The following is a 20,620-nucleotide window of genomic DNA, read 5'->3' as shown; positions in this document are numbered from 1 at the left end:
CATGACTGACCAGGCTAACTCCGCTCACTCAAAACCAGGCGTGGCCGGATCTCGTGTGAGGTCCGGCCTCGTATGGTTTGGCGCACGCACGCGCCCGACGATTCCTGAGATCGAACCGTTGGTTCGAGCACTGCGTGCGAACCATCCGAAAGCCGATGTGAGCATGATCGAGCGTGCCTATCGCACGGCCGAATTGCATCACCGGGGGCAGGTTCGTAAATCGGGTGAGCCGTATATTACTCACCCAGTTGCGGTGGCAACGATTCTTGCTGAAATGGGTATGACTACCCCGACACTGGTGGCTGCTCTTCTGCATGACACGGTTGAAGATACGGACTACACGGTTGAAGAGCTAGCAGCGGAATATGGTGAGCCGATTGCGGCGCTCGTTGACGGTGTGACGAAGCTGGACAAGGTGCGCTACGGCGAATTTGCTCAATCTGAAACACTGCGCAAGATGCTTGTTGCGATGAGCCGCGATATTCGAGTTCTTCTCATTAAGCTTGCTGACCGTCTTCATAATGCGCGCACGTGGCGTTTCGTCCCCCCGTCGTCAGCGAAGAACAAGGCGCGAGAAACGCTTGAGATTTATGCGCCTCTTGCTCATCGTCTGGGCATGAACATGGTGAAGTGGGAACTCGAAGAGCTCTCCTTTAAGACTCTGTACCCTCAGATTTATGAAGAGATCGATCGCTTGGTTGCAGAGCGGGCTCCCCAGCGCGATGTGTATCTGCGAGATGTGATTGGTCAGATTGAAGAGGATCTTCGTCGTTCAGGGACGAAGGGCACTGTCTCTGGTCGCCCCAAGAACCATTATTCGATCTATCAGAAGATGATCGTCCGTGGTAAAGCATTCGATGAGATCTTCGATCTGGTGGCCGTTCGTGTCCTCGTAGAGTCAGTGAAGGATTGCTACGGCGTTCTGGGTTCTTTGCATGCTCGGTGGAATCCGATTCCTGGGCGTTTCAAGGACTATATCGCTATGCCGAAGTTCAATCTGTACCAGTCGTTGCACACGACGGTAATTGGACCCGGTGGTAAGCCTGTCGAAATCCAGATTCGTACTTTTGAAATGCACGAGCGTGCCGAACACGGTGTTGCCGCGCACTGGAAGTACAAGCAGAATCCGAATGCGACTGGCGTCGATACAGATCGAATGAGCAACGATGAACAAGCCAACTGGCTTCGCTCCCTTGTCGAGATGGAACGTGAAACGGGTGACCCTGAAGAGTTCCTCGATTCTTTGCGCTATGAGATCGCCGGCGACGAAGTTTATGTTTTTACGCCGAAGGGGCAAGTTGTTGTTCTGCCAGCGCATGCCACACCTGTTGATTTCGCCTATGCGGTGCACACTGAGGTTGGGCACCATACGGTTGGTGCGAAAGTGAATGGGCGCCTCGTTTCGCTTGATACTCAGCTTGAGTCTGGCGAAACGGTTGAGGTTGTGACCTCGAAGTCCGACAAGGCTGGTCCGTCACGCGACTGGCTTGCTTTTGTGGCATCTCCGCGTGCGCGTTCGAAAATTAAATCGTGGTTCTCTAAAGAACGTCGCGAAGAAGCGATTGAAGAGGGCAAGGAAGCGCTTGCGAAGGCAATGCGTAAGCAGAATCTTCCTCTTCAACGCTTGATGAGTCATGAGACGATCCTGTCGGTGGCAACGTCGTTGGGCTATTCCGATGTGTCCAGCCTGTATGCGGCTGTCGGTGAGAGCCAGGTTTCGCCTCAGAACGTTGTGTCAAAACTTGTCGAGAATCTGGGTGGAGGAGACGGCACCGAAGAAACTCTGTCCGAAGGAGTGACTCCGGGTGCAACTCGGATTCGCACTCAATCGGGTTCATCCGATGCGGGTATCACCGTTGCCGGTATGGAGTCCAAAGATATTTGGGTGAAGCTGGCAAAGTGCTGTACCCCGGTTCCGGGCGATGATGTTGTTGGTTTTATTACTCGCGGTCAGGGCGTGTCCGTCCACATTGCTTCGTGCCATAACGCTGTTCGACTGAAGGAATTGCAACCTGAGCGCTTTGTCGACGTTTCTTGGGCACGGGGAGTCAGCGGACAGGTGTTCCGTGTTCAGATCCAGGTCAAGGCTTTGGATCGTGCGGGATTGCTGTCGGATCTGACGAAGGTGATGTCGGACTATCGCGTCAACATTGTGTCTGCGTCAACGAAGACGACGTCCGATCAGGTTTCGCTTGCTCGATTCTCGTTTGAGTTGGCAGATATGGCGCATTTGAATGCGGTTCTTTCCGCTCTGCGTCGCGTCGACGGGGTGTTCGAGGCCGTTCGCGTGTGACATCTCTGCGCGTTAAAGGACGGGACAATCGGGCAAAACAGCCGTAATCGTCCATGTCGTAAACGCCAGTTTATGAAATGGGGGCCAAGGACGTAGACTGACAGGGGTGCACCACATCGGTGCACTGAGAACCACGCTCCGTGGAGACTCTTCCACGCATCGGCGCATAGCGCCCTCGCCATGAAAGGCAATGATTGTGACAACGACGCCGACCCCCAAGCCTGCTCCCTCTTCTGACGAGCAGAACATCACCCCTTCGGCTCCGGCCAAGGAAACTCCCGTGTCCGCGTCGAGTACGCCACTCACTCACGAGTTCGGTCGTATCGATGAAAACGGCACCGTTTACGTTGTCGATAACGGCACTGAGCGTGTTATTGGTGGCTACCCCGAAGGTGTGCCTGCAGAGCCTTTCGCCCTTTACGAGCGTCGTTTTGCGGATATTGAGGCAACCGTCAAGCTGTTCGAACATCGCCTTGCAACCTTGGCTCCCAAGGATATTGATCTGACTCTTGCGACGATCACCGAAGCTCTTGAATCTCCGAATGCTCTGGGTAACCTTGCTGCGTTGCGCGAACGTGTTGAGAGCGTGAAGGTGCGCGCTGAAGAGCGTAAGGAAGTAGCAAAGATTGAACGCCAAGCTGCTCGTGAGGAAGCTTTGAAAGCTCGTAGGGCAGTCGTTGAGGCTGCTGAAGCCATCATCGCTCAGGCTCCTGAGCGTATTCACTGGAAGCAGTCTGGTCAGAAGCTCCGTGATCTGCTCGACGAATGGAAGTCGTTGCAGCGCAAGGGACCGCGCATCGAAAAGGCTGTTGAAGATGAGCTCTGGAAGCGTTTCTCTTCGGCGCGTACTCAGTTTGATCGTCAGCGTCGCCAGTATTTCTCTGCTCTCGATCAGGCACAGTCTGAGGCGAAGCGAGTGAAGGAAGCCATTATCGCCGAGGCTGAAGCTTTGCAGACCTCGACCGATTGGGGCGCCACTTCGGGTGCATACCGTGAGCTGATGAATCGTTGGAAGGCGGCTCCTCGCGCATCCCGTAAGGAAGATGATGCTCTGTGGGCACGTTTCCGTGCGGCACAGCAGGTCTTCTTCGACGCGCGTCGCGCGAAGGACGAGGCCACCGATTCTGAGTACCGCGAAAATCTTGTTGCCAAGGAAGCACTTGCCGACGAAGCAGAGAAGATCCTGCCTGTGGAGGATCTTGAAGCTGCGAAGACCGCCCTGCGTTCGGTTCAGGATCGCTGGGAAGAAATTGGTCGAGTTCCTTCCTCTGACTTGCATCGCATTGAAGGTCGTCTGCGTGCGGTTGAATCTGCAATCCGCGAGGCAGAAGAAAACGAATGGCGTCGTACCAACCCTGAAACACGTGCACGTGCTCAGGGTATGCTCGGCCAGCTCGAGGCTCAGGTTGAGTCCCTCGAATCGGATCTTAGCGTTGCCAAGGCGAAGGGCGACGAAAAGAAGGTCAAGTCCCTTACTGAGGCTCTGGAGACAAAGCGCACCTGGCTTGCTCAGATTCGCGCCTCTATGGAGTGATCAGTGAAAATCACTGTTATTCCAACGCCGTACTACGCAGCCAACTGCGTGGTGCTGGTTGCCGATGGCGAGCCGGCGGCGCTGGTCGTCGATCCGTCAGCGGGAGTGCAGGATAAGATTCGCGAGGTCTTGGTCGCGTCTCAGGCTCATGTCGGAGCTGTTCTTGCAACTCACGGTCATCCTGATCATGTCTGGGATTGTGCCGAGGTTGCCTCGTGGGCGCCTGAGACTCCTGCCCCTACGTGGATCCCGGCTCCTGATCGATACCGAATGAATGATCCGGCATCGCATATTCCGATGCCCGTGCCCCCGAGCATCGGCCCGTGGGTGAAGCCCACCGATCTGCGCGATTTTCCGGGTGGTAGCGTTGAGGTGCTTCCCGGTATCTGGATGAAGATGGTTCCAGCTCCAGGTCACTCTGAAGGTTCTGCCGTGTTTATCGGTCACTGTGATATTGAGGTTGAGATGAAAGGACAGACTGTCTTCTCGTCTTCAACCCCGGTTCCATGGGCTCTATCTGCTGATGTGCTTTTTGCTGGTTCGGTCGGTCGTACGGATCTTGCCGGTGGCGATGAGACTCAGATGCGCCATTCGCTACGCACTATTTCACATGCTTTGGATCCTGCAACCCTCTTGATCCCGGGGCACGGTCCAACGACGGTTTTGTCGCATGAGATTGAGACAAATCCGTATTTGAGGCGGGCTCGCACACTCGGCTGATACCTATCAAGAACTAACGGTGGCCTTGGGGATTCCCAAGGCCACCGTGTTTTTCGGCTAGCGGTTTTTTTAATGTCTGCAGGGCTCGACCTTAACGGGGATCAGAGCCCGAATATCGTTGCCCGTTTTAGGCAATACGCCTAGGCGTGGAACAATAGAGCCATGGCACGTACATCTCTTTCCGGTTTCCCCGAATGGCTCCCTGAAGGTCGAATCATCGAACAATATGTTCTTGACCATATTCGTCAGGTCTTTGAGTTGCATGGTTTCTCTGGGATTGAGACTCGTGCGGTTGAAACGCTTGAGCAGCTTGAGGCAAAGGGGGAGACCTCGAAAGAGGTTTATGTCCTTGACCGCCTGCAAGCGATGAAGGATGCCGAAGCTGGTCGTCATTCGTCTAAGGAACGCAAGATGGGTCTGCACTTTGACCTGACGGTTCCTTTTGCTCGGTACGTCATCGAGAATGCGAACGAGCTTGATTTCCCATTCAAGCGCTACCAGATCCAGAAGGTCTGGCGTGGTGAGCGCCCGCAGGAAGGACGTTTCCGTGAGTTCACTCAAGCTGACATCGATGTTGTTGGCAACGGTGATCTTCCCTTCCACTTCGAGGTCGATCTTCCTCTTGTGATGGCCGAAGCTCTTGCAACGCTTCCGATCCCGACAGTGCACGTGCTCGTGAACAACCGCAAGGTCGTTCAGGGCGTGTGCGAATCTCTCGGTGTTACCGACGTTGAGGCTGCATTGCGTGGCCTCGACAAACTGGACAAGATTGGTCCCGAGGGCGTTACCGCAGAACTCGCATGCTCGAATATCAATGGCGAGCAGGCCGAGAAGCTTCTCAAGATGGCCCAGATCCGTAGCAATGATCCCGATGAGATCCGTTCTAGAATTGCTGGACTCGGTTGCGAAGGCGAGCTTCTTGCCGAAGGCTTGAATCAGCTGTGTGCGCTCCTCGAGGAAGCTCATCGTCGTATGCCCGGCGCTGTCATCGCTGATCTGAAGATCGCGCGTGGCCTGGACTACTACACCGGCTCCGTTTACGAATCGGTGATTGAAGGCCACGAGGACCTCGGCTCCATTTGCTCCGGTGGGCGTTACGATTCGCTGGCAAAGGATGGGAAACGCACCTACCCGGGCGTTGGTCTCTCGATTGGTGTCTCGCGTCTGGTTTCCCGCATGATTTCAGCACCGATGGTTCAAGCTACCCGCAAGGTTCCTGCCGCGGTCGTTGTTGCTGTCATCGACGAGACAGATCGCGCTCGCTCGGAAGATATCGCAATGCAGTTGCGTAGCCGTGGAATTAGCACCGATGTTGCACCGAGCGCGGCCAAGTTCGGCAAGCAGATTAAGTTCGCTGATAAACGAGGTATCCCATTCGTCTGGTTCCCGGGAATGGAAGGTGAAGCCGACACGGTCAAAGACATTCGAAGTGGAGAACAAATCGAAGCTGACGCTTCGACGTGGACTCCGTCTGCTCAGGACTTGAAGCCGCGTGTCATCTCGGTCGGAGCGTGATTGTCGAAACGGGTCGTAGCTGATGCTTTGGGGGCGGTGAGTGATCTCACCGCCCCCAAAGCATCGTTTCGTGAGGGAGCAACGTAGGCTTGTTTGAGCGATGAGGCGCGCCTTGAATGAAAGTGATGGGCACCGCTAAGCGGTGGATGTTGTGGGATGAGGTTGCGCCGAAGGCCCCACAGTGGCCCGGCTTGATAGAAATCAGCCTCGAATGAAACACACAATCCGATAGGAATACTGTGCCTGAAAAACAGGAAATGAACCTCAACACCGTCGACGAATTGAACGAACCTGCCGAAACGACTGGCGCCGTTGAAGAGCTTCCGGCCGAAGAAAACGACACCCTGGACTTAGAATCCGGCCTCGTCGATGATGAACTCGAGAACGCCGAAGATGGCGGCGAACGTGAAGACGACGAAGAAGAGCCTTCCATCACCTTTGCTGACCTTGGTCTTCCCGATGAGATCCTCGATGCTGTCACCCAGATGGGGTTTGTGACACCGACTCCAATTCAGGAAAAGGCGATCCCGTCCCTGCTCGAATTGAATGACGTTGTCGGTATCGCCCAGACCGGTACCGGTAAGACCGCCGCTTTCGGTCTGCCTATGCTCGCGATCGTGGATGCCGATGAGAAGCTCGTCCAGTCCCTCGTGCTTGCTCCAACCCGCGAACTTGCCATGCAGTCCGCGCAGGCCATTGAGGATTTCGCAGCCCGTACACGTGGCCTTGAGGTTGTTTCCGTCTACGGTGGTTCACCCTATGGCCCGCAGATCAACGCTCTGAAGAAGGGAGCGCAGGTCGTCGTCGGCACCCCTGGGCGTGTCATCGACCTTATTGAAAAAGGTGCGCTAGATCTGTCCGGCGTGCGCATGCTCGTCCTCGACGAGGCCGACGAAATGCTACGCATGGGCTTCGCTGAAGACGTCGAAACGATTACCTCGTCCGTGCCTAAAGACCGCCTGACCGCACTGTTTTCCGCCACGATGCCCCAGGCGATTGAACGCATTGCGAACACTCACCTGTTTAACCCCGTGAAGATCGCTGTCTCGGAAGAATCTTCGACTGTTGACACGATCCACCAGACCTACGCTGTCGTGCCGTTCAAGCACAAGATCGGCGCCTTGTCTCGCGTGCTCGCGACGCGTGCCCAGCACATCGCTGCCGGCCAGGAAGACGCCGATGCTGCGATTGTGTTCGTGCGTACCCGCGCCGACGTTGAAGAGGTTTCCCTCGAAATGTCAGCACGAGGTTTCCGCGCAGCCGGTATCTCCGGTGACGTCGCGCAGACTGAGCGTGAACGCATGGTTGCACGTCTGCGTGCCGGCACGCTCGACGTGCTGATCGCAACCGACGTTGCGGCCCGTGGCCTCGACGTTGAGCGCATCTCACTTGTCGTGAACTTCGATGTTCCCCGTGAACCGGAAGCCTACGTGCACCGCATCGGTCGTACCGGTCGCGCCGGCCGCGAAGGTCGCTCGCTTACTTTCTTTACTCCACGTGAACACGGTCGCCTGCGCCGCATCGAGAAGCTGACCGGCACCCCGATGGAAGAGATCCAGATTCCGTCGCCCGCAGCAGTCTCTGAGTTCCGTTCGCGTCGCATGCTCGAAGGCCTCAACGCTCGCATCGAACGCGGTCGTCTTGAAATGTACAAGAACCTGCTGACCGAGGTTCAAGAAACGTCTGAAACCGACATTATGGACATCGCTGCCGCGCTCATGGCGAACGCTGTTGGTGACGAGGGTCCGGCTCCGCGCGTTGAAAAGGATCGCCGTGGCAAGGGCAAGATCCGTAACGAAGAAGAAATTGACGAGTCCGGAGAATTCGTTGGTGCTTCATTCGAGGGCGGTCGTGATAAGGACCGTCCGCTGAAGCCAGGCCACCAACGCGGTCGTGGTCGCAAGGCATCCTTTGGTGTCGGTACCCGATACCGCGTTGAGGTTGGCAAGAAAGACCGCGTGAAGCCCGGTTCGATTGTCGGAGCGATTGCTGGTGAAGGTGGCGTTGACGGCCGCGACATTGGCAATATTGAAATCTTTCCGACCTTCTCGCTGGTCGAAATCTCCGGCGACCTGACCGACGATCAGTTGCGCCGCATTGGCAAGGGCTACGTTCAGGGCCGTCCGCTGCGCATCCGCGTGGACCAGGGCCCCGGTAAGGGCGGGCACCGCTCTGACCGCGAACGTAGCTTCGACAAGGCTAAGAAGTTCGATCGTTCGGGACGCCCCGAACGCGACCGTGACGAACGCGAATATGCGCGTCGTTACGAACGCGATGACAAGCCACGTCGTGCGCACAAGGACCGCAACGACCGCTTTGATCATCATGCGCACCACGAGTCGTCCGACCGTCGCTCATCGCTACGTGCCGCGAAGCGTTCCGGCTCTTCTGATCGTTTTCGCGCGAGTGGCCGTGGCAAGTCCTCCGATCGTTTCGACCGCGGTGGCAAGTCAGGTTCAAAGGGCACGAGGTCCTTTGGTTCTCACCGTCACTCACGCTGAATGTAGCGGTGGCGCGATCTGACACAGGGGGTTGACGAGGCCCAGAACGAAGCGCTTAAACGTAAAGGGATGGCGGATGAAATCATCTGCCATCCCTTTGGTGTATCTGCCTACGGGCTCGTGATGAGCCTCGTCAAACGGCGAAATAACTACGAAGCCGAAGGGGCATCGCCACCCTTGATTCGCAATGATGCGACAAGAGCGACCACGGTGACGATCACGGTGATAACGGGGGAGGCCAAGTAGGAGAGGGGCCCTACTGGCATGACCAGCGCGAAGAGAGCGAAGGCAATCGACACTAACGCGAGTTCGATTGATGCACCTGCGGCGTCGGCGACCTGAAGCCACGATGCAACTTTACCGTGCTCCGAAGTGTCGGTAAGCCCCAGTGTCAGCACTGAGAGTGTCGAGTGCATGAGTCCCGTGCCAAACCCGGCAACAAACCAGCCGACGAGCGCCGGCCACACGGGCCACGACGCAATCACAAGGAACAGAATCGGGACAAGACCAAGCGTCAGCAGAGCCATGCCAATCGCGGGCAACTGCATACGACGGTCGGGGTCGTGGACTCGAGCTTGGTAAGTCGCACCGGCAGACCACGAGATCGTACCGATGGTGACAGCGAGAGCGGCATGATCTGCATCCCACATGTGAACGCGTTGCAAGACAAGTGGCAGGAATGCCGACGCACCGGCCTGAGCGCCCATGGCAAGCAGGCGCGTCATAATCGCCGCGGGCATCCCACGCTTCAAACGCATCGCGCCCTTGGGGAGAAGCTGGGGGAGAGCCCAGCCGGTGAGCACAAGCCCCACAATGATCAAAATGATCAGTTCAATGCCACCGAGAGCCCCCGACAGCTGAAGCATCAGAACACCGGTGCCCGCGACCACAGCGAGCAATCCCAAGTGCTTCAGATTCTTCACCGGGTGCGTTGTGGACGAACCGAGCTGGCGAAGAACAGAAATCAGGGGAAGAACGGCAAGAAGAGCCAAGAACGGAACCGCCCAAAAGACCGGGCGCCAGCCGAAGTACTGCGCGACATACCCAGCAATCGCGGGACCAACGAGGCCCGGCAGAACCCATGACAGAGAGAACGCGGCGAAGAAGAAAGGTCGATGATGAACGTGGGCAATCGAACCAATGAAGACATACAGCGGAACAATAATGAGTCCGCCACCCAAGCCCTGGATCAGACGACCGACAACGAAAATCGCAATGTGAGGAGCGAACGCTGACGTGAGCAGACCGGCGACAAAACAGGTAAAGCCTGCAAGAAGAACCGTCCGAGGCCCTTTTGAATCCGCCAGCGCTCCTGCGATGACGGTCGCGCTGAGCTGAGCTGCGAGAGCTGCGCCAGAAGCGACTGAGAACCACGCTTCGGAATCCAGATCCGCAACGACATTCGGCATGATCGTTGTTGTGGCAAGCCCCTCAAACGCTGCAAGCGTAATCAAAAGAACTGAGCCTACGAGCAAAGAAATCTCAATAGGTTGCCATTTGAGGCGTGTGGAATCTTCAGCAGTCACCTGCGAATCTTCCCACTCCTAGAGCCCCGCGAGCAAAGCAAGCGAACAAGAGCGCATAAAGGGGAGTAAAATCGCGGTGCCGCCGCCCGTCTCGCGGATGGCCACAATGAAAGGAAGACACGTGCTGCGCACTCATAACATTGGCACCCTCAATACCGACCTTGTCGGTCAGACCGTTACTCTGACCGGTTGGGTGGATCGCCGCCGTGATCACGGCGGCGTTGCATTCGTCGATCTCCGCGATGCATCCGGTATTGCACAGGTTGTCGTCCGCGACGAATCCGTCGCCCACGAGCTCCGCTCCGAATTCGTCCTCAAAGTCACCGGCGAGGTGTGTGCTCGCCCCGAGGGTAACGAGAACCCTCACTTGCCCACCGGCGCCATCGAAGTGATGGGCGACGACATTGAAATCCTCAATACGTCCGCACCTCTTCCTTTCCAGGTCTCTGCGCACGCAGAAGACTCCGGCAACGTTGGCGAAGAAACTCGCCTGAAGTACCGTTACCTCGACCTTCGTCGCGAACCGGAACAGTACGCGCTGCGTCTTCGTTCCCAGGTGTCGCGCGCCGCTCGTGACACTCTCTACACGCACGACTTTGTCGAAATCGAAACCCCGACCCTGACGCGTTCGACCCCCGAAGGTGCTCGCGACTTCATCGTCCCGGCTCGTTTGTCGCCCGGCTCTTGGTACGCACTTCCACAGTCCCCGCAGCTGTTCAAGCAGATGCTCATGGTTGCCGGTATGGAACGCTACTTCCAGATCGCACGTTGCTACCGTGACGAGGACTTCCGCGCTGACCGTCAGCCAGAATTCACCCAGCTCGACATCGAAATGAGCTTCGTTGACCAAGATGACGTCATTGCCGTTGCCGAAGATGTCATGATGAACGTCTGGAAGCTCATCGGCTACGACCTGCCTACCCCGCTTCCTCGAATGACCTACAAGGACGCGATGGAAAAGTACGGCTCTGACAAGCCCGACCTTCGTTTCGGCCTCGAGCTGGTTGACCTGACCGAATACTTCAAAGACACCACGTTCCGCGTCTTCCAAGCTCCCTACGTCGGCGCAGTCGTCATGCCCGGCGGTGCTTCCCAGCCGCGTCGCACCTTTGACAAGTGGCAGGAATGGGCGAAGGCACGCGGTGCAAAGGGCCTTGCCTACGTCACCATTGGTGAAGATGGCGCCCTCGGTGGCCCCGTTGCCAAGAACATCACCGATGCTGAGCGCGAAGGACTGGCGGAAGCAACCGGTGCTCAGCCCGGCGACTGCATCTTCTTCGGTGCGGGTAAACCGACCCCCTCGCGCGAATTGCTCGGCGCGGCGCGCCTCGAAATTGGCAAGCGTTGCGATCTGATTGACCCCGACGCATGGGCATTCACCTGGGTAGTTGATGCTCCGCTGTTCAAGCCCACCGGCGACGCAGAAGCAGAAGGCGACGTTGCACTTGGCCATTCCGCATGGACCGCGGTGCACCACGCATTTACTTCCCCAAAGCCCGAATGGCTGGACTCCTTCGACAAGGACCCGGGCAATGCACTTGCCTACGCCTACGACATCGTCTGCAACGGCAACGAAATTGGTGGCGGATCAATCCGTATCCACCGCCGTGACATCCAGAACCGCGTCTTCAATGTCATGGGTATTGGCGACGAAGAAGCCCAGGAGCAGTTTGGCTTCCTGCTGGATGCCTTCAAGTTCGGCGCTCCGCCACACGGTGGCATTGCATTTGGTTGGGACCGCATCGTTTCGTTGCTCACCAAGTCCGAGTCGATCCGCGACGTCATCGCCTTCCCGAAGTCGGGTGGTGGCTACGATCCGCTGACCGAAGCTCCCGCTCCGATTACGCCTCAGCAGCGTAAGGAAGCTGGTGTTGATGCCCAGCCGAAGAAGCGTGGCGAAGAGGAAACCTCCAAAAAAGAGGCCGGTGAATCAAAGTGATAGCGCGCGTCCAATGACGCCCCTATCGTTCGCGTGGAAATTTCATCTCCGGTGAACAACTGAGCGCAGAGGGCGGTACTGAAGACTGAGCTCTTCGGTACCGCCCTCTGATTTATCCCATGGATTTCATCTGTGTCACCAGACTTCTTGCATGACAGATTCGTCAGGTGGTAGGTCTGTTTCACCTGCATGAGTGCGTGATTTAGGGCACACTGTATGTATGTCGTACGTAGAAATGCACCCAGAGAATCCACAAGTTCGTTTCGTGAACAAAGCTGTCGAGATCTTGAACAACGACGGCGTGATCGCGCTTCCGACTGATTCGGGATACGCGATTGCCTGCAAGCTCGGCAACAAGGCTGGCATGGATACGATTCGTTCGATTCGTCGTTTGGACGCGAAACACAACTTCTCGCTCTTGTGCCATTCTTTTGCGCAACTGGGTGAACTTGTCATCGTCGATAACTCTCAGTTCCGTACGATCAAAGCTCTGACTCCGGGTGCCTACACTTTCATTTTGCCTGGAACTAAAGAGATTCCTCGCATGACGCTGAACAAAAAGAAGCACACAGTTGGTGTCCGCATTCCCGATCATGTCATTACCCAAGAGATCGTTGCTGCGCTTGGCGAACCGCTTCTGTGTTCGACACTGATTTTGCCCGGTGAGAGCGAACCGATGATCGACGGGTTCGAGGTGGATGATCGCATCGGTAAGGTGATTGACCTAGTGATCGTTGCTCCCGTCGGTGGTGACGAGGCCACAACCGTTATCGACTTCACCCAGGGTGCTGGAGTGGTCGCGCGTGCTGGTGCGGGGGATACCTCACTGTTTGAGTAAGTACTTCGTATGACCTTCTCACTTCTCTCCTGATAGGCTCAATGGAGCATAGTGAGTAAAGGGGAGGGAAGAATGGCGCTACAACGCCATCTTGGTGCTGTTCATGCGCATTTCGTGCGTATTCTTGCACTCCTTTTTGTGCTGCTTGGATTTGTTTTAGCCTGCGCTACCCCGTCGTTTGCGCAGGGCGATGGAAAGAGCGCGAACAGCCCTTTTTTAAAGGATTCTCTCTCAGACACGTTCACGGTCCTTTCAAGCTGTAGTGGACTTGACGCAACGCACCTTATTGCCATCTACCTTGACGGTAACGGAACCCTTTTGCAACGTAGTGAAGCACTGGCAAACCCGCTGACCGGCGAAAAGCTTGACGCGAAGGTGTGGGCAGTTGGTACCTATGACGCGCAGAAAGAGCGTTTCGTGGCAACCGTTGAGATCCCTAACGGCACGAACAATGCTGACGGCACTTTGTGGGAAGCTAACGTCGCTCATCAACTCACTGTCTTCTATCTGACCAAGGATGGTCACAGTGCAGGAGAGGCTTGCGAGTTCACACGCTGGGTCGGCATTACGCAAAAGGCAATCCCGATTACTCCAGTCGATCCCGTTGAACCTGCTACTCCCGTTGAACCGGTAGATCCAGTGATTCCCAGTGAGCCTGAAAAGCCCGTAACCCCCGGTGCCCCGGTTGTTCCTGAGCCCGTTACTCCTTCAGCGCCGGCTACACTGTTGCCTGATGCCATTTCTGCGCAGACGAACACGGCGGCCGCCCGGAGTGCTTCGAATCCAGCTGTTCAGGTTCCTGCCCAGCAAACGACGCTTGCTTCTCCCGTTCCAAGCGAAGCAAGCTCAACGGAAGACCAATCTGACCAGCCAACAGTGAAGCTTCTTTCCTCCCAATCAAGCGAGTCGTCGGCGTCTTCACTGTCGGCGGAAGCCATTCTTGCTGCGCACGAAGCTAACGCCGACAACGGTGCTGCAATGAACGCGGCGATGGCTTTGTCCGCATCAGCCTTCGCGGCCGGTGGTGGCATGGTGTTAATCGCTGGTGGCGTCGTTGCACATCTACTGTCCGCCTCGGCGCCCACTCAGTGAACGTCGTGGACCTTTTTAGTTCCGACTCTTTAACTGCCGACGGAGTTCCGCAGTTTAACTCGCATGCTCCTCTTGCGGTGCGTATGCGTCCAACATCTCTCGACGAAGTCATTGGGCAACGCCATCTTCTCTCAGAAGGTTCGCCTCTTCGACGGTTGCTCGCTCCGGTTAAACCGGGTGCTCCTCAGGTTTCTTCCGTGATCTTGTGGGGCCCACCGGGCACTGGTAAAACCACACTTGCCTACCTTGTTGCTCAATCATCCGGTCGTCATTTTGAAGAATTGTCCGCGGTCTCAGCTGGCGTAAAAGATATTCGAGACGTTGTTGTCAGCGCGAAGAGGCGTACCGCGTCAACTGGTGAAGGAACCATTCTTTTCATCGACGAAGTTCATCGTTTCTCGAAGTCTCAGCAGGATGCTCTTCTCCCAGCTGTCGAAAATCAGTGGGTAACCCTCGTTGCTGCAACAACCGAGAATCCATCGTTTTCGGTGATCTCGCCGTTGCTCTCACGTTCGATCTTGCTGGTGCTCGAGCCACTCGAAGAAGAGGCGATTGAGCTCTTAATCCGTCGTGCTCTCGATGATGAACGAGGTCTGAATGGCGCTTACACACTGGATGATGACGCGATGGGGGGCCTCGTACGCCTTGCTGGCTGCGATGCACGAAAGTCACTGACTCTGCTGGAAGCTGCCGCTGGAGCAGCCGACGACCAACAGTCCCAAGCGATCACCCTTGATCACGTGCAGACCGCCGCGAACCAAGCGCTTGTCCGCTGGGACCAGGATCAGCACTACGACGTTGCTTCGGCGTTCATTAAATCGATGCGAGGTTCTGACGTTGATGCGGCGTTGCACTATCTGGCGCGAATGCTAGAAGCGGGGGAGGATCCTCGTTTTATTGCGAGGCGCGTCATGATCGCTGCCTCGGAAGATGTGGGTATGGCAGCTCCCGAGGTCCTATCTACAACCGTTGCTGCGGCTCAAGCAGTGGCAATGATCGGCATGCCGGAGGCGCGCATTATTTTGGCCGAAGCGGTCATTGCTGTCGCAACCGCGCCGAAGTCGAACGCTGCCTACCTTGGTATTGACAGGGCGATTGCGGACCTGAGAGCTGGAAAGAGCGGACCTGTTCCCATGCATCTGCGCGATGCTCATTACGGGGGAGCGAAACGACTGGGCCACGGCCAAGAGTACATTTATGCGCACGACGAACCGCATCACGTTGCTACCCAGCAGTATCTTCCCGACAATCTTGAGGGTGCACGCTACTATGAGCCAACCACGAACGGGCATGAGAAACTCATCACTGAACGCCTGTCCGTGATTAGGAAACTACTGAAACTACGGTAGTCTTGACGGGTTGCCTGTATGGCACACCTGGGGTCTTAGCCGAAAGAAGCAATTCTGGGAGTTGACCCCGTGGCCAACGGATAGTCCGTGGTCATGACACAAGAAACAGGAAAGATAGAGGAAATGGCACAGAACCGTTCCCGCAAGCAGGTGCGCGAATCCCGCGCCCTCGGCATTGCACTCACCCCGAAGGCAGTCCGCTACTTCGAGAAGCGCCCCTACGGCCCCGGCGAGCACGGTCGCTCCCGTCGTCGTCAAGAATCCGACTACGCCGTTCGTCTGAAGGAAAAGCAGCGTCTGCGCGCTCAGTACGGCATCCGCGAATCCCAGATGCGTCGCGCCTTCGAAGAAGCACGTCGTACCGCTGGCCTGACCGGTGAAAACCTGGTTGAGCTTCTTGAAACGCGTCTTGACGCCCTGGTTCTGCGTGCAGGCTTCGCCCGCACCATCCAGCAGGCACGTCAGGTCGTCGTTCACCGTCACATCCTGGTTGACGGCAAGATCGTTGACCGTCCGTCTTTCCGTGTGAAGCCGGGTCAGACCATCCAGGTCAAGCCGAAGTCGCAGACCACCGTTCCGTTCGAAATTGCTGCTCAGGGCATCCACCGTGACGTTCTGCCGGCAGTTCCCGAATATCTGGACGTCGAGCTTGAGCGCCTCAAGGCCACTTTGGTTCGTCGCCCGAAGCGCGCTGAAGTCCCCGTGACCTGTGACGTCCAGATGGTCGTTGAACACTACTCACGCTGATCACACTTTTGCAGAGCCCCGAGATTTTTCTCGGGGCTCTGTTGTTTTCTTTCACCCCGTTGGTCAGATGTGCTTTATCTGGCCCTCACCTATTACGATAGGGAACCATGCGCACCTCTGAAATTCGTTCACGTTGGCTCAACTTCTTCGAATCCAAAGGCCACCATATTTCGCCTTCGGTTTCGTTGATCTCTCCGGAGCCTTCCATTCTGTTCACCGTCGCGGGCATGGTGCCGTTTATTCCCTACATTCTGGGAACAGAGCCGGCTCCGTGGCCGACCGCAGCATCGGTGCAGAAGTGCATTCGTACGAATGATATTGACAATGTTGGTAAGACCACGCGGCACGGTACGTTCTTCCAGATGAACGGTAACTTCTCCTTTGGCGATTACTTCAAGGAAGGCGCTATCAGCCACGCGTGGGAACTGCTGACAACTCCGCAGGATAAGGGCGGTTACGGCCTTGACGGCGACCGCTTGTGGATGACCATCTGGGAAAAAGACGAGGTTTCCTTCGACTACTGGACGAAGACGATCGGCCTGCCCGCAGAGCGCATCCAGCGTCTTCCGTTTGAAGAGATCTCCTGGTCGACCGGTCAGCCGGGTCCTGCTGGCGCATGCTGTGAAATCCACTACGACCGTGGTCCTGAGTTTGGCCCCGATGGTGGTCCCGTCGCCGACGTTGCTGGCGACCGCTTCCTTGAAATCTGGAACCTCGTCTTCGACGAATTTGTTCGAGGCGAAGGTGAAGGCCACGACTTCGAACTCGTTGGCAAGCTTGACCAGACCGCAATTGATACGGGTGCTGGCCTTGAGCGTCTTGCATTCATCATGCAGGACAAGCCGAACATGTACGAGATCGACGAAGTCTTCCCGGTCATTGATGTCGCCCAGCAGATGTCGGGCAAGAAGTACGGCTTGGGTGCCTCAGGCCCCAGCGCGGGTGTCGCTTATGACGATGATGTGCGTATGCGCGTTGTCGCAGATCACGTGCGTTCTGCGCTCATGCTGATCAATGACGGCGTGCGTCCGGGCAACGATGGACGAGGCTACGTGTTGCGTCGTCTGATCCGCCGTGCGGTGCGTTCAATGCGTCTTTTGGGCGTCGACGAAGCCACGATGCCGAGTCTGCTGACAGCTTCGAAGAACGTCATGTCCCTGTCCTACCCGGAACTCAACGAGAATTGGGCAACCATTCAGGACGTCGCATACGCCGAAGAGGACGCATTCCGTCGCACGCTGAGCGCCGGCACTACGATTCTTGACGCCGCCGTTCGTGATGCGAAGAAGGCTGGATCTCACGTTCTGTCCGGCGAATCAGCATTCTCACTGCATGACACCTACGGCTTCCCGATTGACTTGACGCTTGAAATGGCAAGCGAGCAGGGCTTGAAGGTTGACGAGGATGCTTTCAAGACTCTCATGCAGGAGCAGAAGGACCGTGCACGCGCCGATGCTCGCGCAAAGAAGACCGGCCACACCGACGTTCGCCTCTTCCAAGATATTGAGAAGCAGATGGGTGGTGGCTCGACCTTCCTCGGCTACACAGATCTTGGCTCCGAAGCGACGATCACCGCTCTTCTCGTTGATTCCGTTCCCGCTCCCGTCGCGCAGGCGCCTGCTGAGGTCGAGGTCGTCCTTGACCGCACTCCGTTCTACGCTGAGATGGGTGGTCAGCTCGCTGACCACGGTCAGATTCGCCTTGCAGACGGTGGCATTATCGAGGTCCACGATGTCCAGGCTCCGATTAAGGGGCTGTCGGTTCACCGTGGCACGCTGACTGAAGGCGTAGTGACGGTTGGTGCGAAGGCATGGGCAGAGGTTGACTCTGAGCGTCGTCTGGCGATTGCTCGCGCTCACACCGCAACCCATATGGTCTATGCGGGTCTGCGTCGAATCGTTGCCGAAGACGCCGATCAGGCTGGTTCTGAGAACTCACCGTCACGTCTACGCTTCGACTTCCGTCACTCCTCGGCTCTCGAGGGTTCGCAGATTAACGACATTGAAGCCCTCATCAATGAAAAGCTTGCCGAGGACCTCGTGGTCAAGACTGACGTGATGTCGATCGAAGAGGCCCGCCTTTCCGGCGCGATTGCACTTTTCGGCGAAAAGTATGGTGCTGAGGTCCGTGTTGTCACCATCGGTGACGGCTTCGATAAGGAACTCTGCGGTGGCACCCATGTTCCTACGACCGGCCACATTGGTCGTATCGCGATCGTGGGTGAAGGATCCATTGGTTCGGGCGTGCGACGCATTGATGCGCTTGTCGGCAATGGCGCGTATTCGTTCCAGGCAAAGGAACATGCTTTGGTTTCCCAGCTGTCGACCATGGTGGGGGGCCGTAGCGAAGAGCTTCCGGATCGTATTGCTTCGTTGCTTGCTCGAGTGAAGGAATCTGAGAAGGAACTCGAGCGCATGCGCACTGAGCAAGCACTGGCTCAGGCGCAGACGTTTGCTGATACGGCACAGTCGCTCAATGGCATTGCTGTAGTCGCCAATGATGCAGGCGTTATGCCGTCCGCTGACGCGTTGCGCACTCTGGCTCTTGAAGTTCGTGATCGTCTTGGCGATGCGAATCCGGTTGTTGTCGCTCTCATCGGCCGAGTGAACGACAAGCCCTCGATCGTCGTTGTGACAAACGAGAAGGCACGCGAGCGCAAGGCTAAGGCAGGCGCATTTGTTCGCGCTGTCGCCCAGCACCTTGGTGGTGGCGGCGGTGGCCGTGATGACATCGCACAGGGCGGTGGCACCAAGCTCGACGCGATCAAGGAAGCGCTTGACGCGATCCGTCGCGAGGTTGCTCATTCGTGAGTCTTCGTCGCGGAACGCGCATCGGTGTTGATGTTGGAACTGTCCGGGTTGGAGTGAGTCGCTGCGACCCGGACGGCATACTCACAATGCCCGTTGAAACTGTTATCCGAGCTGATGACGGTTCTGACGTTGAGCGTATCTGCTCAATCATCGACGAATACGATGCCTTAGAAGTCATCGTAGGCCTGCCGAAACATCTCAAAGGTGGAGAGGGAATTTCAGCAAAAGGCGCTCGGCGCTACGGCAGACGAATTAAGCTAGCTAGGCCACATGTTCGTGTCGCATTGGTTGATGAGAGGCTATCCTCAAATCAAGCGCATGCGCGCTTACGACAGTCAGGCGTTCCAGAGAGGGAACACCGAGCGGTTGTCGATCAGGTGGCTGCTCAAATCATTCTTGAGCAAGCACTTGAAGCGGAACGAATGAGCGATCGAGCCCCAGGGGTCGAGATCATCATTGAAGGGAAGGATCTTTCGTGACGACGCCCAACTCGCAACGCCCTCCATTTCCTCGACGACGAGATATACAGGGACGAGCAGGCACTCAGGCTTCGCACCAGCGCGCGCAGACACCGCCCGCAACGCCACAGTCGAATGATCTTCCTCTTTTTGGAACCGTGAGTAGTGAAACGACCGGCATGCGTTCTCGGCGCCTAGAAGTAGAACGTCGTCGAGCCCGCCGTCGTAAGCGTAATCGTCGTATCCGCGCGTTCATTATCCTGGCAATCGTTATTGCTCTCCTTGGCGGTGCAGCAGTGTATGCCGTACGCCAACTGACCGCGCCTTCATCTTCCTTCTCGCAATTGGACGATGACTATCCAGGTCCGGGTTCAGGCTCTGTTGAAGTGACGATCGATGTCGGCGAAACAGGTGCCGAAATCGGTCAGTCACTGGTTGATGCTGACGTCGTCAAGAGCGTTGCAGCCTTTATCCGCTCGTATGACGCGAATAAAGCAGCCACAATGATCCGTCCGGGCACATACACGCTGAAAATGCAGATGAGGGCGTCTGATGCGGTTGCCGCATTGCTTGATGACGCTAATAGGTCTGATAACACGGTGACTGTCACTCCGGGTCAAACCAAGGCAGAAATTGCCGAGCGTATTTCATCTGTCACCGATTTCAGCTTTGATGATGTCACCGCAGCATTTGAAGATGCCAGCGCTATTGGTTTGCCCGATGTGGCTGGGGGAAACGTTGAGGGGTGGCTTGCTCCGGGTTCATACGAAGTGGCGTCTTCGGATACTCCGGTGACTCTGGTTGCCCAGATGGTTGCCACTACGATTTCCACGCTCGATAGTGCCGGTGTCGCTGAAGACCAGCGCGAAATTGTTTTGAACAAGGCTTCAATTCTCGAACGTGAAGTGAATCTTGACGAGTACCTGCCCAAGGTCGCTCGAGTGATTGAAAATCGCCTTGCTGATACTGAAAACGAGACTCATGGCTTGCTCCAAATGGACTCAACGGTTCTTTACGGAGTTGGTAAAACCGGTGGCGTACCAACCGCTTCCGATCTGCTGGATGAGAACCCGTACAACACATACCTTCATAAGGGGATTCCTCCGAGCCCGATCGCTCAGCCCAGTGAGGCAGCAATCAAGGCCGTGATGCATCCTGCGGATGGCGACTGGCTGTACTACGTGACCATTGATTTGGATACGGGTGAGACAGTGTTTGCTTCAACGCTGGCCGATCACGAAGCCAATCAGAAGAAATTCAAGGACTACTGCGAAGCTAACCCCGGGAAGTGCTGACAC

At 56.5% G+C, this 20,620-nt stretch carries 14 protein-coding genes; 13 read left to right on the top strand and 1 reads right to left on the bottom strand.

Going from position 1 to position 20,620, the window contains the following annotated elements:
- Window position 1: 1 nt before the first annotated feature.
- The 5 genes from G5S47_RS04145 to G5S47_RS04125 all read left to right on the top strand — a co-directional run bounded on the left by G5S47_RS04145 (window position 2) and on the right by G5S47_RS04125 (window position 8,563).
- Window positions 2–2,293 (top strand): RelA/SpoT family protein, encoded by a 2,292-nt coding sequence (locus G5S47_RS04145; protein WP_006681100.1) that lies wholly within the window; start codon window positions 2–4, stop codon window positions 2,291–2,293.
- Between the two features lie 196 nt (window positions 2,294–2,489).
- Window positions 2,490–3,827 carry a DUF349 domain-containing protein gene (locus tag G5S47_RS04140; RefSeq protein ID WP_219585149.1) on the top strand — a complete coding sequence of 446 codons (1,338 nt, stop codon included), beginning with the start codon at window positions 2,490–2,492 and terminating at the stop codon, window positions 3,825–3,827.
- A 3-nt stretch (window positions 3,828–3,830) separates the two neighbouring features.
- A complete protein-coding gene (locus G5S47_RS04135; RefSeq protein ID WP_103632583.1) occupies window positions 3,831–4,547 on the top strand; it encodes an MBL fold metallo-hydrolase in 717 nt (238 codons plus the stop codon).
- A gap of 162 nt (window positions 4,548–4,709) precedes the next feature.
- On the top strand, window positions 4,710–6,062 hold the full coding sequence (hisS, locus tag G5S47_RS04130) for a histidine--tRNA ligase (protein ID WP_006681097.1): 1,353 nt from the start codon (window positions 4,710–4,712) through the stop codon (window positions 6,060–6,062).
- A 239-nt stretch (window positions 6,063–6,301) separates the two neighbouring features.
- Complete coding sequence (locus G5S47_RS04125; protein WP_373273783.1) at window positions 6,302–8,563, top strand: DEAD/DEAH box helicase; 2,262 nt, start codon at window positions 6,302–6,304, stop codon at window positions 8,561–8,563.
- Between the two features lie 149 nt (window positions 8,564–8,712).
- Here the strand turns inward: G5S47_RS04125 and G5S47_RS04120 are convergent, their stop codons facing one another.
- Complete coding sequence (locus tag G5S47_RS04120; RefSeq protein ID WP_219585148.1) at window positions 8,713–10,089, bottom strand: MFS transporter; 1,377 nt, start codon at window positions 10,087–10,089, stop codon at window positions 8,713–8,715.
- Between the two features lie 121 nt (window positions 10,090–10,210).
- On the opposite strand from G5S47_RS04120, the gene aspS reads away from it, so the two are divergent.
- The 8 genes from aspS to mltG all read left to right on the top strand — a co-directional run bounded on the left by aspS (window position 10,211) and on the right by mltG (window position 20,617).
- Window positions 10,211–12,028 (top strand): aspartate--tRNA ligase, encoded by a 1,818-nt coding sequence (aspS, locus tag G5S47_RS04115; RefSeq protein WP_006681093.1) that lies wholly within the window; start codon window positions 10,211–10,213, stop codon window positions 12,026–12,028.
- 220 nt (window positions 12,029–12,248) lie between these two features.
- Complete coding sequence (locus G5S47_RS04110; protein WP_219585147.1) at window positions 12,249–12,866, top strand: L-threonylcarbamoyladenylate synthase; 618 nt, start codon at window positions 12,249–12,251, stop codon at window positions 12,864–12,866.
- A 72-nt stretch (window positions 12,867–12,938) separates the two neighbouring features.
- Window positions 12,939–13,958 (top strand): hypothetical protein, encoded by a 1,020-nt coding sequence (locus G5S47_RS04105; protein ID WP_219585146.1) that lies wholly within the window; start codon window positions 12,939–12,941, stop codon window positions 13,956–13,958.
- A 5-nt stretch (window positions 13,959–13,963) separates the two neighbouring features.
- Window positions 13,964–15,307, top strand: a complete 1,344-nt coding sequence (locus G5S47_RS04100) for a replication-associated recombination protein A (protein WP_103632621.1) — start codon at window positions 13,964–13,966, stop codon at window positions 15,305–15,307.
- 123 nt (window positions 15,308–15,430) lie between these two features.
- A complete protein-coding gene (gene rpsD / locus G5S47_RS04095; RefSeq protein WP_040318548.1) occupies window positions 15,431–16,054 on the top strand; it encodes a 30S ribosomal protein S4 in 624 nt (207 codons plus the stop codon).
- Between the two features lie 107 nt (window positions 16,055–16,161).
- Complete coding sequence (gene alaS / locus G5S47_RS04090) at window positions 16,162–18,864, top strand: alanine--tRNA ligase (protein ID WP_219585841.1); 2,703 nt, start codon at window positions 16,162–16,164, stop codon at window positions 18,862–18,864.
- Complete coding sequence (gene ruvX, locus G5S47_RS04085) at window positions 18,861–19,343, top strand: Holliday junction resolvase RuvX (RefSeq protein WP_006681087.1); 483 nt, start codon at window positions 18,861–18,863, stop codon at window positions 19,341–19,343. The genes alaS and ruvX overlap by 4 nt, the downstream gene beginning before the upstream one ends.
- A 137-nt stretch (window positions 19,344–19,480) precedes the next feature.
- Window positions 19,481–20,617, top strand: coding sequence for an endolytic transglycosylase MltG (gene mltG, locus G5S47_RS04080; RefSeq protein ID WP_257878499.1), 1,137 nt, complete (start codon window positions 19,481–19,483; stop codon window positions 20,615–20,617).
- The last annotated feature ends 3 nt before the right edge of the window (window positions 20,618–20,620 follow it).

The organism is Schaalia turicensis (genome assembly GCF_019380255.1).
Lineage (GTDB): Bacteria > Actinomycetota > Actinomycetes > Actinomycetales > Actinomycetaceae > Pauljensenia > Pauljensenia turicensis_A.
Note: the sequence above shows the minus strand (reverse complement) of the source record. Positions and strands in the feature narration are given on the sequence as shown.